General features: G+C 40.0%; 17 protein-coding genes. All 17 read left to right on the top strand.

Features of this window, described 5'->3' with window-relative positions; translation table 11 throughout:
• Positions 1-182: 182 nt before the first annotated feature.
• The 17 genes from ACXVWP_RS06600 to ACXVWP_RS06520 all read left to right on the top strand — a co-directional run bounded on the left by ACXVWP_RS06600 (position 183) and on the right by ACXVWP_RS06520 (position 11564).
• Positions 183-1427, top strand: a complete 1245-nt coding sequence (locus ACXVWP_RS06600; RefSeq protein WP_289901809.1) for a tyrosine-type recombinase/integrase — start codon at positions 183-185, stop codon at positions 1425-1427.
• Between the two features lie 90 nt (positions 1428-1517).
• Positions 1518-2360, top strand: coding sequence for a hypothetical protein (locus tag ACXVWP_RS06595; RefSeq protein WP_289901808.1), 843 nt, complete (start codon positions 1518-1520; stop codon positions 2358-2360).
• Positions 2361-2548: 188 nt separating this feature from the next.
• On the top strand, positions 2549-2758 hold the full coding sequence (locus tag ACXVWP_RS06590) for a helix-turn-helix transcriptional regulator (protein WP_005594653.1): 210 nt from the start codon (positions 2549-2551) through the stop codon (positions 2756-2758).
• A 10-nt stretch (positions 2759-2768) separates the two neighbouring features.
• Positions 2769-3029 carry a helix-turn-helix domain-containing protein gene (locus tag ACXVWP_RS06585; protein ID WP_289901807.1) on the top strand — a complete coding sequence of 87 codons (261 nt, stop codon included), beginning with the start codon at positions 2769-2771 and terminating at the stop codon, positions 3027-3029.
• 13 nt (positions 3030-3042) lie between these two features.
• Positions 3043-3495 (top strand): hypothetical protein, encoded by a 453-nt coding sequence (locus ACXVWP_RS06580; protein ID WP_297567630.1) that lies wholly within the window; start codon positions 3043-3045, stop codon positions 3493-3495.
• 24 nt (positions 3496-3519) lie between these two features.
• Positions 3520-3831, top strand: coding sequence for a hypothetical protein (locus ACXVWP_RS06575; protein WP_297567628.1), 312 nt, complete (start codon positions 3520-3522; stop codon positions 3829-3831).
• A 77-nt stretch (positions 3832-3908) separates the two neighbouring features.
• Positions 3909-4286, top strand: coding sequence for a terminase (locus tag ACXVWP_RS06570; RefSeq protein WP_458473315.1), 378 nt, complete (start codon positions 3909-3911; stop codon positions 4284-4286).
• Positions 4287-4423: 137 nt separating this feature from the next.
• Complete coding sequence (locus ACXVWP_RS06565; protein ID WP_458473314.1) at positions 4424-4633, top strand: hypothetical protein; 210 nt, start codon at positions 4424-4426, stop codon at positions 4631-4633.
• Between the two features lie 121 nt (positions 4634-4754).
• The gene (locus tag ACXVWP_RS06560) at positions 4755-5528 is read left to right on the top strand and encodes an antA/AntB antirepressor family protein (RefSeq protein ID WP_369866690.1); all 774 of its coding nucleotides are present in this window, start codon (positions 4755-4757) and stop codon (positions 5526-5528) included.
• 167 nt (positions 5529-5695) lie between these two features.
• A complete protein-coding gene (locus ACXVWP_RS06555) occupies positions 5696-6121 on the top strand; it encodes an ArsR family transcriptional regulator (RefSeq protein WP_118861001.1) in 426 nt (141 codons plus the stop codon).
• A gap of 321 nt (positions 6122-6442) precedes the next feature.
• The gene (locus tag ACXVWP_RS06550) at positions 6443-6958 is read left to right on the top strand and encodes an HD domain-containing protein (RefSeq protein WP_458472644.1); all 516 of its coding nucleotides are present in this window, start codon (positions 6443-6445) and stop codon (positions 6956-6958) included.
• Between the two features lie 180 nt (positions 6959-7138).
• Entirely contained in the window at positions 7139-7990 is an 852-nt protein-coding gene (locus ACXVWP_RS06545) for a host cell division inhibitor Icd-like protein (protein WP_458473312.1), read from the top strand.
• Entirely contained in the window at positions 7983-8312 is a 330-nt protein-coding gene (locus tag ACXVWP_RS06540) for a hypothetical protein (protein ID WP_297567608.1), read from the top strand. Before ACXVWP_RS06545 ends, ACXVWP_RS06540 begins: the two co-directional genes overlap by 8 nt.
• Entirely contained in the window at positions 8312-8512 is a 201-nt protein-coding gene (locus ACXVWP_RS06535) for a hypothetical protein (RefSeq protein ID WP_297567605.1), read from the top strand. Before ACXVWP_RS06540 ends, ACXVWP_RS06535 begins: the two co-directional genes overlap by 1 nt.
• Positions 8499-8999 carry a hypothetical protein gene (locus ACXVWP_RS06530; RefSeq protein ID WP_289901800.1) on the top strand — a complete coding sequence of 167 codons (501 nt, stop codon included), beginning with the start codon at positions 8499-8501 and terminating at the stop codon, positions 8997-8999. Before ACXVWP_RS06535 ends, ACXVWP_RS06530 begins: the two co-directional genes overlap by 14 nt.
• On the top strand, positions 8992-9384 hold the full coding sequence (locus ACXVWP_RS06525) for a hypothetical protein (protein ID WP_458473310.1): 393 nt from the start codon (positions 8992-8994) through the stop codon (positions 9382-9384). Before ACXVWP_RS06530 ends, ACXVWP_RS06525 begins: the two co-directional genes overlap by 8 nt.
• A complete protein-coding gene (locus tag ACXVWP_RS06520; protein ID WP_289901798.1) occupies positions 9372-11564 on the top strand; it encodes a DUF927 domain-containing protein in 2193 nt (730 codons plus the stop codon). The genes ACXVWP_RS06525 and ACXVWP_RS06520 overlap by 13 nt, the downstream gene beginning before the upstream one ends.
• Positions 11565-12020 lie beyond the last annotated feature (456 nt).

Genomic DNA, 12020 nt, shown 5'->3' with positions numbered 1-12020 from the left:
CTTGAATTTTAGTTATACGTTTAGTTATACTGACAGCCGTATAACAAAATCGATATAACTAAAATCGCACAAAACCTGTTAGAAAAAAGTGTTAACGATGTTTTAGCTATACCCGATTTTTAAAAGTCTGAATCGCCGTCTAAGTTATTTAGAACAGTTTTCAACTCTCAGAAAGAAACAATATGGCACGCATAATCACACCGCTAAACAGCACGAAAATAGACAAAGCCAAGCCGCAGAAAAAGGAATTTACCCTATCCGATGGCAAAGGGCTTTATCTGTTGGTTAAGCCCAATGGGGCTAAGTTATGGCGGTTTAACTATTACAAGCCTTTCACGCAACCAAAGAAAAGGGCGTTAATTGGCGTTGGCAAATACCCTGATATTTCTTTACAGCAAGCAAGAGCAATTAGAGATGAGTATTTATCTTTACTTGCGCAGAATATCGATCCAGCAATCTATCGCCAACAGCAAGAACAAGCGAAACAAAATGAGCTGAATAATACCTATGAAGCGGTGGCGTGGGCGTGGCTTGAGTATCGCAAAACCAAAAAGAACTTTTCAGATAATTATCAAAAAGACGTTATAAGCCTGATCAATCGTTGCTTATTGCCACATTTCGGACATTTACCTATTTCCCAAATTACCGCGCCAATGGCATTAAAGGCATTTAAGCAGTATCAAGATGAAGGGCATTTAGAAAAGCTCAAACGGACGATTCAGAAGCATAACGAGATCATGACTTACGCCCTACACCGAGACTTAATCTCTTTTAATCCAACGGCAAATATCGCAAAGGAATTTGACAGCCCAACGGTTGAACATTTTAAAACCCTTAAGCCTGAGGATTTAAGCGAATTTATGTTCACGCTACAAAACGCTCAGATTCACTTACAGACGCGTTATTTGATTTTATGGCAACTGCTCACCATGACAAGACCGAACGAAGCAGCTACGGCGAAATGGGCGGATATTGACGAGAAAAACAGGATATGGACGATTCCAGCGGAGCAAATGAAACGTGGCATTGAACATAGAATCACGTTATCACGGCAAGCCTTAGCCCTGTTAGGACAAATTAAAAAATTGAGTGGTGGAAAAACTTACCTATTCCCCAGTGTAAAGAACCCACAATCCCACGTTAATACGCAAACGGCAAATTCTGCAATAAAGCGCATGGGTTATCACGGTAAATTAGTTGCACATGGATTGAGAGCTATCGCTAGCACCTATTTAAACGATCAAGGCTTTAACAGTGATTTGATTGAGGTAGCACTATCACACCTCAATTCAGACCGAGTAAAAACCGCCTATGATAGAGGGGAAAAATTAGAACAGCGATTTAAGCTACTGCAAGCATGGGCGGATTTTGTAGAACAATCCTCACAAGGCACTTTGCCGCAATTTCACTTGAAGATTGTGGCTTAGAAACTGATGAAACCTGAGGTAAAGTGCGGTCGTTTTTGACGGCGTTTTACTGCTTACAAACACCTTAGATTAAACATTAAGATTGAACAGATGGAAAAACTTTATAAACTAAAAAAATGGCTCACTATTGATGAAGCCGCCCATCGATTAAGTATTGAGTTAGGCGAAGATGTAACTAAAGCTGATATTTTCCAATTAGCATCGGATGAACAACTTAGAATTTCAGTTAATTTTCCTCATGATTGGGATGGAAAAATTTGCCATGTTACAACGGATGTTGAATTAGCTTCAAAATTTAAGGAAATAACCGGACTTGAGGGAGAGGTTGCCAAAATATATGAGTATGAGAAATGTAATTCGGACGAATTTATAAAAGTGTATCCTGAATTATACCTCCTCAAAGCTGGAATTTATGAAGTTAAATTAATTGGAAATTCTAAAATTGATATTGAAAATGCATTTAAATTCGAAAGAAACTTAAAACTTACCCCAACTTATAATTTGGCGGGTTTTTATGTGTTTACAAATAACGGAATTGTAATAGAGCGTCAAACTGTTGTTGATGATATACCTTATATAGAACTGGATGGGCTTGAACGTGTCAATAAATACAAAAAATTTCATTATCCCTGTTCTGGAATAAAAGAAATTGATGGCGCATTTTTTGTTATTCAAACAGAGCATTTAAACCAATTTTTAGCTAGTTTAGATAGTGACGTAGATTCCAATAGCAAATTAGATTTAGATAATGCTATGTATCTATTAGGCGAAGTTTTACAGATAATAGGTACTAGAGCAAAGAAATGGACACAAAGTGAAATCATAGACAAGATTTTAGAGCGCCGCCAAAATGAAAATATTTCTGCAAAAGGCTTAAAACAACGAACAATCGAAGAATATTTTGCCAACGCCAACAAAAGACTAAAACCATAATCCACTAACGCCCATTTCAGGGCGTTTTTCATATCTGCTAAAAATCCTTAAAAATCAATCCTATTTTTTCGTAACGAAAATATCTTTTTCGTTGCGATGATTCAATATTTTCACTTTTCTACAATCCACTCCGACACAACAAAGCCCCAAACGGCTTTAACCATTCCAACCAGTACGGAGTAAACACAATGAATCAATCAGATCGTATTATCCGCCGCCTTGACACAATGAAAATGCTAGGCGTAAGCAAATCCACCTTTGCCGATTGGCAAAACCCTAAATCGAAACGTTACCGCCCGGACTTTCCAAAGAAAATTCAATTAGGGGTTAATTCAGTCGGTTACTTGGAAAGCGAAATTAACTCTTACATTGCCAAGCTGGCAGAAGCAAGAGCATAGGAGGGCGTTAATGATTATTTCCACCACCAGCACAGGCGAACAACGCCGATTCACCATTGAACGACTGAGAGAGCGCCCGCACAGCACTAACGAACTACGCCAAATGGGCATTTATTATCCACCGGCACGAATTAAGGAACTCAGAGATAAAGGCTTTCATATTGATACCTTTTACCGCAAAGAAACCGATTCAAGCGGATTAGCGCACCGTGTGGGCGTGTATGTACTGCACCAAAATGAAGTAAGCCAAAATCATCAATATAACGACTAAGGAGAAATTAAAAATGACCGATTGCAAAGACTGCACAACAGAACAAGGGCGCAAAGATTTAATTAATACCCCGATTTCAATTACTTATTCAAAGGCGCAATTTCCACATTTAACGGTAACTTCTGAAGATTGGGGGGTAAATACCGTTTTATGGCTTGATGTGGGCGATTTTCTACCCTTAGGCATTGATGCTGACACGATGCAAGAGGCGTTGATCATGATTGCTTTTCTTCAACAAAGCACAAAAGCCACGTTACTGATTGATGAAAAAATGCAACAAGAACTTACCGCACTTTCTGAAAATGGCATTGCATTTAACCCGATGAAAAAAGGAAATGGCGCACTCATTCCACTTGCTGAAATCCTTTCCACTGATACCAAACAAGAAACCATGCGGCACCTTGAACAACAATTTTGCCAAGATGAAAAACTGACATTTACCGAAATGGGCGGAATGTTGAATTAAACGAGCAAGGAGCGATTGAAAAAAATGACTAACACAAATCAACAGACCAACACCGAAAAACGCGAGTATGCAACGCTATGGAGTATTTACCGAGCTATTGAGGAAACTTACGAAATAGCAGATGCAACATTAGATGGCAAAATTACCAAAACAGCCACCACCGAAGATGGGGAGAAAGTACAAATCCCATTCACTCACAAAGACGGCTTAGAGTTTGTTTTAGATAGGTTAAGTGTAGTGCTATCAGATATTGACGACTTAAAACGGCAAATCGAAGTGTTGGCTATTCATCAAGAACATAGAGCTGATACGAATTATTTACCGCTGGTGGATTAACAAGAGTTTTCGGAGCAGTACGCGCGCGCGAGGGTGCGCCCAAATTTAGGCATACCCAAAGATAAGAGGTTTAAAAAATGAGTTACGGAAAAGAGATACAAAGCCAATTTGCGAAAGCCTATGCCCGAATGGGTAACGCTAAGCACGCTTTATTGGCGGTTTTAGGTGATGAGCGAGCTAATCGAATGAAACCGCACACACTACGAGCAAGAGCCAGTGACCTACTGAATCATTACCGAGTATGGGAACAAATCGAGCAGGAAAAAGCAGAGATGCAACAACGTGGGGAGACCTTACCGCATTACAGGGGGAGAACATGGCGGGCGGATTTAATTACTGATGAAGTCTATGAGCCGATAAAGATACCGCCCCACCCTTTTGTTATTCCTCGTGGAATGAAAGGGTTGTTTAAAGGGATGGAGCGGTTAAAAAGATCCACCATGAAAACCCCATGATTTTTTTAATTAGGAACCAAAAGATCCGCTAATAAAAGGGTAAGTATTTAATGAAATGCACCATAGCAAAAAACAATGAATTACTGCTTAAACAAGCCATTCAACATTATAGAAAATCGTCTCAAATCTTCACGTTTATGAGCCTATACAGCGATAACGAGCCATACCCGATAGATGAGGTCATTCAAGTGTTAGAACAGCGCCTTGTAGCGATTCAGTGCGAAATAGACAACTTCACGAAGATGACAGCAGGGCTACGGAAGAATGAGCAATTAGAAACGAGTTTTTACACCACGAAAAAACACTTAGAGATGATGAGAAAAAGAAAACAGGAGTTAGGCGATTAAAAACTTAGATTGTTCAGAGGATTTTAGACGGCTCAATTTCCAGCCGTCCTATTATCAGAATGAACAAAATAAACGCCAGCCAATGTACCAAACAGCGCAAAGCAGCGTAAGGAGATAGACAATGAAAAATAGAATTGAACTAGATTTATCGGAGCTTGATACAAGCAAAGCAGAAATTATCAACCTATTAGCCAATCCGCAGAACCGTTTTAATGGCGCGAGCGGAATCAATGCCCGAGATGTGCACCGATTCTTAAAAGTTGGGAGGGATTATTCCACATGGATTAGAGCCAGAATCAAACAAGCAGGCTTTATCGAAAATCAAGATTTTGTGGTTGTAGAAAATTTGAGCTCCCCCGAATTGGTGAGCGCAAATAATGAACAGCTTTCACCGATGGCACGACCGCAAAAGCTGATTGATTATATCGTTTCTTTAGATATGGCAAAGCACCTATGTTTAATGGAAAAGAACGAAATAGGGCGAGCAATAAGACAGCATTTTATTGAGGCTGAAAAACAGCTAAGAACTTCATCACCTGCCATATATAAAAACACCCTATCAAAAACTATAGAGAGATTGGAGAGCATAGACCGAAACAAGGAAATGACCGATGCAATCAAGGCTCAATTAGTGCGGGCGGGCGTGAAACCTAAAGCCTATCACTACAGCCAAAATCAAGAAATGCTAGATAGCCTTGTTATTGGTTCAAATGTGCGGAAATGGAAAGCTAAACACGGCATTGTAGGCAATGTTCGAGATACGCTTGATGTATCGCAACTAAAACTATTAAAAACATTACAAGCAACGAACACAGCCTTAATCAATCTTGATATGAGCTATCACGAGCGGAAAGGCAGATTATCCGAACTGGTAGAGCGTGAAAGAGCGAAATAAAGGAGAAACACAATGAATGACTTTACCGAGATGATTCAATTTCTAATCTTTATCGCCTTATTGCTGGTGGCTTTTAGCCTTGCATCAACCCTATAAAACAAAAATGCCTATGCTTTCACAAGAATGGGCATAGGCAAGATTAAATATCAATTGAACGAGTTTATTATATGAAGAGTTACGCAGAAAGAAAAGGCAGAAGTTCGAAAAAGAAAAATGAATTTAAGCGATTCACAAATGGCAGCACTTACTCGATGTTACGCCATGATATGATCAACAGTAAAGAAGTCGGACAGTTAAGTCTTGCGGCACGATGGGTATTAATGAGGATGATAGGGCTTTACAACAAAATCAATAATGGTGACTTATCCGCTCCACTGAATAAAGCTAAAGAAACCTTTGGATTATCTAAGCCGGGATTGAAAAAAGCACTTGATGAATTAAGTGAAGCCGATTTTTTGGAGGTCACTCGACAAGGTGGCAAGAATCAATGTTCGCTTTATGCCTTAACGTGCTTTCCGCTAAATGATGTGAACAAAGCAGGTATTTCAATTAAAGCAACTGAAAGAGCGAGCGATAAGTGGAAGAGGTATTGAATTTGTGTGAGCCAAAATTTTTTTGTCGAAGACCAAACTGTATTTATCGTTCATTTTTTCAATAATTTTACAGATAAAAAACACAATAAAAAAACATAGCCTATGGCATATAATATATATAGGTGTTAACTCAGTTAACCTATGAGACGAAGAAAAATGCTCTGACAGGTAAACTCAGTTAACCTATAGACCAAAACATTGATTACAAAATAAACAAACTGGTTAACTCAGTTAACATCATTGGTTAACTCAGTTAACATCAAAAAATCTAAATTATCTTGTCTAAGATTAGGTAGTAGCATAAAACTTGGAGCATTTAAAATGAATCTATTAATTCAACAGGCTAAAAGTTTAGCTATTCAATTACACGCAGAGCAAACAGACAAAGCTGGAAAGCCTTATGTCTACCACCTCAAAGCCGTTACAGATGCGCTTATAGGCAATTCTGATGAAGTTATCATTACAGGATGGTTGCACGATAGCGTAGAAGATACGGGAATAACTCTGGATGAAATTAGTTCTTTGTTTGGTGAATCAGTGGCGAAAGCTGTGGATGCAATAACTAAACGTAAGGGTGAATCTTATTCTGAATATCTGAACAGAGTAAAAGCAAATTCTATTGCACGGTTAGTTAAGATTGCTGATTTGTCTCATAATATGGACTTATCGCGATTACCAGTAGTCACGGAAAAAGATTTAGCGAGAAGAGAAAAATATATTAATGCTAAAGAATTTTTGGAAAATGCCTCTATTCATACTAGATCTTTAACGAAAGCTGAAATAGAAAGTTTACGACAAAGCAAACGCGATGCTTATTATCAAATGATGAAACTCTAAAAGAAAAAGAAGCCATAAACTCACATAGTGCTTGGTTCACAACTGGCACCTGCTTAACGTCCGTAACGTGCTATGCCCTATCGTTTATGGCTTGAGGATATTCTAATTATTCTTCCTGTTCTGTGAAACCTCTTTACAACCTTATCACAAAATGGCATTATTTCCTCGCAATCAGAAAAAGTGATTGCCAGCCGTGGAAAGCTGAATTTAATAAAGGCGAACGATAGCACGCCACAAAACCGTGCTTTTTTTGTTCGTAACATTCGCACACCTCAAGAATATGCGGATTTTGTTTTCAATCTAAATCCGATCATTCTCTCAATGGTAGAGCGTAATGAGCAGTCTTTGACTGGCTGTCTTCCTTTATTGGCAGTTTTCCACCTTGTTACGCTCTACCGCCCGACCGTGGAAAGTCTAGCGGTAGTTCCTAAAAATCAAATAAAGGACACCGCAGAAATGATCTACAAATTTCTTTGCGTCAATCGCACACAATCGCATTTTAACTTATGCGTCATATCTCTTAATTCCACCACCGAAGAACAGGCACGCTTGAGCCTATCTGCTGATTATCGTTTTATTGCGGTGGTGGCGAGAATCAATCCTCAAAACAACCGCACTTTAGCGGTACGCTCTCCTCTTTCTGTAAATAATCACAGCTTGCCGAAATGTGAAGATACAGGTAGTATTGAAAGCACTACTACTATCGAGGGCAACCGCAACCCTTATCAATGCGGTATTTTTTTACCTAAAATTCATTCCTTGCACGTTCCTAAAAAATTAGGCACGTTGTCTTATATCGAATTTGCGGTACAGATGATAAGCCGAAATAAGGCGGAGTTTATCCGCACGAATAAGGCTAGCCGTTCGATAGCGGTAGTTGAGTCTGTATCGCACCCATTTACGGGCGATACTCTTACATTAACTAAATCTATCGGAAATCCAACAATGAAAATCTACCCCAAAAACAACCGCACTTTAGCGGCACTTCCTACCCTTTCAACCTCTGCTGCAATGGAGGTGGCTCATGCTTAGTTATGGCGCTATTCAAATGGCATTAAATGACGTAGTTGCTCGTGATGATATTGATGAAATGGAGCTTATAAAGTTACGTACAGAAAGCGAAACGCTTTGTGAAACTATCGAGTTCGGACTAATGGAATTAGGCGATATGGTAAGCCGTTTAGGACATTTTGCTGATTCTAAGCAGGATTTTGATAATCAAGCGATGAGCAATGACAATGTAAAACATATCGGAGCATTAATTCAAGCCAACGCATATTTTCTAAACACATTGCGCAATATATCAACAGAAGCCACCTATCACCTTAACGGTGGATATAAGGGGTTTAAATAATGAGTAACACTAAATTCCCTTATACCCTTGTTTTTACCTATGACAATGGCGACCAATTCATAGCGGGCGAATATGGCACGCTTAGAGAGGCGTTACAGGAAAAAATTAGATGTAAGCACGAAATCGGACAAGCCGATATTTGCGGTCGAGTGTTAGAAGTTATTACAGTTTTGAAAGGGGAAGAAAATGAAACCAACTAATGCAATGGCACAGCTTGAGCAATGGAAAGCTAACCATAAAGCCACCAGCAACAACGAAACCAAAAATGAATCGGTTAAAAATACGCAAGGAAACGCACGTAGCGAGGTTAAAAGCAAATATCAAGGGAAACTATGGGCTAATCCCTTAGCCTTTAAATTTGCCCAGCTTACACGCCAATTTAAGCTGATTCATGATAGCAACCGTAAATGTTTAGAGGTTTACCCCGATGATTTTCATCATAAGCTCAAAATGCGTGATGAGATGGTGGACTTAATCGACCGATTAAAAGCTGGTGGCAAGCTCTTTAATGCGCTGGCTAAATCTCAAGGGATAACATTTTGCCGAGACAATCAAATTACCCTAAAAGACTTTAATCAAGCTAACGGCTATTTGATTCATAAGTTTGAAGAAGTGATCACACAAATAAACCGCCTCAATATTGAACGAGTTAAGAGTGAGAGATTACAGGGGGTGAGCAATGAGTAAAACCGCCTTTATTTTAACGGCTGGCCATCACGTTTTTGAGGATGCTTTTATGCCGATTGTTATCGCAATGCGAGAAAGCAAAGGGGATATTTTAATTCTTCATCGCGCTTATACCCTGCAGGGGAAACTTACGAAGATTAAGGAGATTAATTTAAATCACTACACGCTAGAAATTAGCTTAGGCAATGCACGCGCACCCCTTATTCACGCAGAGGGGAAAAGAGAACCTGCAGGTTTAGAGGAGGCGATTGCACCTTTCAAAACACTCTACCCTACTGCACAAATTAGAGTGATTCAGTTCAAGGAAGCATTTTTATTTAAGCAATGTGCGGGAATTGGATTAGGGATTGATGCAGCGCAAGGGGGCAAGAAATGGCTAAATTAATCAATGCCCCTTACGCTAAACAGCAAGACCCCACAGGTCAAAGTCTTGTGACTATCTGCATAGGCACGCAAGCACAAGCCATTGCAAAGCATTTTAATGAAATGGGTAAAAGTGCGGTAGAAATAGAGCTAGAAAACACACTCGGCGAGCAAGGGAAATTATTTCCTTGTGTGGTAGTGGATAGTGAGATTTTAGACAGCATAGAAAGCTATCGCATTGCGCCTAAAAATACCCAGTCTATCCGCTTAATACAGGCAAATAATGGCGTAGCACTCTCAAATGAAACGCTTGAGCGAATTTATTTAAATATCGTGCAGACCACCAGCGCAGAGAGTGTTATTTATTGCAATGAGGCGGGCGAATTACTGGATGATGTAAGCCGATATATTCAACGGCTACGCAATGGTGAAACCTATCATGGGGAAATTAAGCCAATTTGTGAACCTGTCCGAGATAATCACCAGCCCTACACCGAAAAACGCAAAGAAAACGGCGTAGAGGGGCTTTTTAGGGTTGTGCCGAAGTTAGACAAGGACACGGGCGAAATGATGGATAAATGCGAATGGTTGGCTGATTGTGTTGATGTAGTGGGGATTGGACTTTCCGAGAGCGATTATTTTTCAATGCTTTCATTTCATGCACAAGGCAAGCCCGAGCCGATTTTAATTGCTTTACCATGGGCGGATATTGGTGAGCGTGCAGGCTGGCAATTACTCAAACAAAACGGGTTAAGAATTACCAATAGCCAACGCTTAAAACCGCATTTAGCGGATTTTCTGCAAGATACCCAGAACAAGCCGATTTATCAAATCGTGAATGAAACGGGTTGGCAATCAGACTTTAACGCCTACGTGCTGCCGAGTGGCGAAGTATTGGGGCAACCTGAACGCCCTATTTATTTCGACAGCAAATCAGCCACCAGTGCAGGCTATCAAGCCAAAGGCACGTTAAGCGACTGGCAGAGGGAAATAGGGCAATATCTACGAGGCAATCATTCAATGATGCTAGGCGTGGCTTGTTCTTTATCTGCCCCGTTGATTGGCTTAATTGGGGCGGAAAGTTTTGGTGTGCATTTGTTCGGTAAATCCAGTGCAGGAAAGACCACCATAGCCAATATTGCGAGTTCAATTTATGGAGAGCCTGATTTAATCCGTTTATCGTGGAACGGCACAAGCCTAGGATTGATTAACGAGGCTTCTGCGCGTAATGATGGCTTTATTCCTCTTGATGAAATCGGACAAGGGGCAAGCAAAAAGCACGTAGAGCAAACCGCCTATGCGTTATTTAATGGTGTGGGAAAAATACAAGGTGCAAAAGACGGCGGAAACAGAGAACTAAACCGCTGGCGGATTTTGGCATTTTCTACGGGTGAGCAAGATTTAGAGCTTTATTTAAAACAAGACAATATCAAAACTAACGCAGGGCAATTAGTCCGCTTGTTAAATATCCCCATCACGCCTACTAGCACGTTTTATCATTTTGGCAATGGTAAAGCCCATGCCGACCATTTGAACGCAATGACAAGGCGTTACTACGGCACAATGGGCAGAGCGTGGATAGAATGGTTACTTGAAAATAAAAGTGCGGTAGCGGCTGAATATGAGCGTTTAAGCGAACAATGGCAAGCTATGCTACCAAATGACGCAAGCTCACAAGTAAAACGAGTGGCAGGGCGATTTGCCATTTTAGAAACCGCTTTACAGTTGGCCACGCATTTAACGGGCTGGGAAACGAGCGAAAACAAAACCGCACTTCTGCACGAATTTAACGAATGGATAAATGAATATGGGCTACATTCCCGAGAAGAAAAGCAAATCATTGAGCAGGTGAATGGCTGGCTTTTACGCAATGGGGCAAGATTTCTAGATTTTCCTTTCAATCCAAATCAGAAAGAACCGAACGACACGGCAGGTTATCGCCAGTTAGCCGACAGCAAAGAACAGCAAGATAGCGATAAATATTGGGTATTTCCGCAAGTGTATATTCAAGATGTTATCAAAGGCTTTAATGAAAAACAGGCAAATGAAATCTTATTGGGTGCAGGAATGTTAATACAGGGAAAAGAGAGAGGTCGTAAATACCTCAACCGTTTACCCAAAACAATAAGCGGAGGGAAAACTATCCGATGTTATGTGCTGGAAATCTTAAACGAGGACGAGGAAAGCGAAGAAATAGAATAAAAAGCCCATTTTGAAATGGTGTAGGCTATCAATAATAAAGAGCAGATCATAATTGATTTGCTCTTTTTTTTATTCCACCAACGAAAAAAAACAAAAAAATTTTTTCCGTGTGTAGATGAGTTAAAAAATATTGGGCATTTTGGGCACGAAAACAACAAAATATAAATATATCAATAACTTATAAAAAATAGCGTGCCCAAATTACCCCTTTCCGTGCCCAAAAATAGGCTTTCCGTGCCCAATTTTAGGGCTTCCGTGCCCAGTCAAAAAATAATCAATCTTTCACCGTGCCCAATTTGTGCCCAGCCGTGCCCAGTGCATTGGGCACGAAAATCGCATTTAAGTTATTGATTTTAAAGGTGCGTGCCCAAATGCCCAGCGTGCCCAGTGTTTTTTAGTTATCTATACACTTTTTTTATTTTTTCGGTGGTGGATAGCTATGGTTGATCTATAGGT

The organism is Haemophilus sp. SZY H56, assembly GCF_054332415.1.
This window is presented reverse-complemented; position numbering and strand designations above follow the sequence as displayed.

Bases quoted from the DNA above. Each gene is read 5' to 3' on its own strand.
- ACXVWP_RS06600 (WP_289901809.1), top strand. From the start codon at position 183: ATGGCACGCATAATCACACCGCTAAACAGCACGAAAATAGACAAAGCC.
- ACXVWP_RS06595 (WP_289901808.1), top strand. From the start codon at position 1,518: ATGGAAAAACTTTATAAACTAAAAAAATGGCTCACTATTGATGAAGCC.
- ACXVWP_RS06590 (WP_005594653.1), top strand. From the start codon at position 2,549: ATGAATCAATCAGATCGTATTATCCGCCGCCTTGACACAATGAAAATG.
- ACXVWP_RS06585 (WP_289901807.1), top strand. From the start codon at position 2,769: ATGATTATTTCCACCACCAGCACAGGCGAACAACGCCGATTCACCATT.
- ACXVWP_RS06580 (WP_297567630.1), top strand. From the start codon at position 3,043: ATGACCGATTGCAAAGACTGCACAACAGAACAAGGGCGCAAAGATTTA.
- ACXVWP_RS06575 (WP_297567628.1), top strand. From the start codon at position 3,520: ATGACTAACACAAATCAACAGACCAACACCGAAAAACGCGAGTATGCA.
- ACXVWP_RS06570 (WP_458473315.1), top strand. From the start codon at position 3,909: ATGAGTTACGGAAAAGAGATACAAAGCCAATTTGCGAAAGCCTATGCC.
- ACXVWP_RS06565 (WP_458473314.1), top strand. From the start codon at position 4,424: ATGAGCCTATACAGCGATAACGAGCCATACCCGATAGATGAGGTCATT.
- ACXVWP_RS06560 (WP_369866690.1), top strand. From the start codon at position 4,755: ATGAAAAATAGAATTGAACTAGATTTATCGGAGCTTGATACAAGCAAA.
- ACXVWP_RS06555 (WP_118861001.1), top strand. From the start codon at position 5,696: ATGAAGAGTTACGCAGAAAGAAAAGGCAGAAGTTCGAAAAAGAAAAAT.
- ACXVWP_RS06550 (WP_458472644.1), top strand. From the start codon at position 6,443: ATGAATCTATTAATTCAACAGGCTAAAAGTTTAGCTATTCAATTACAC.
- ACXVWP_RS06540 (WP_297567608.1), top strand. From the start codon at position 7,983: ATGCTTAGTTATGGCGCTATTCAAATGGCATTAAATGACGTAGTTGCT.
- ACXVWP_RS06535 (WP_297567605.1), top strand. From the start codon at position 8,312: ATGAGTAACACTAAATTCCCTTATACCCTTGTTTTTACCTATGACAAT.
- ACXVWP_RS06530 (WP_289901800.1), top strand. From the start codon at position 8,499: ATGAAACCAACTAATGCAATGGCACAGCTTGAGCAATGGAAAGCTAAC.
- ACXVWP_RS06525 (WP_458473310.1), top strand. From the start codon at position 8,992: ATGAGTAAAACCGCCTTTATTTTAACGGCTGGCCATCACGTTTTTGAG.
- ACXVWP_RS06520 (WP_289901798.1), top strand. From the start codon at position 9,372: ATGGCTAAATTAATCAATGCCCCTTACGCTAAACAGCAAGACCCCACA.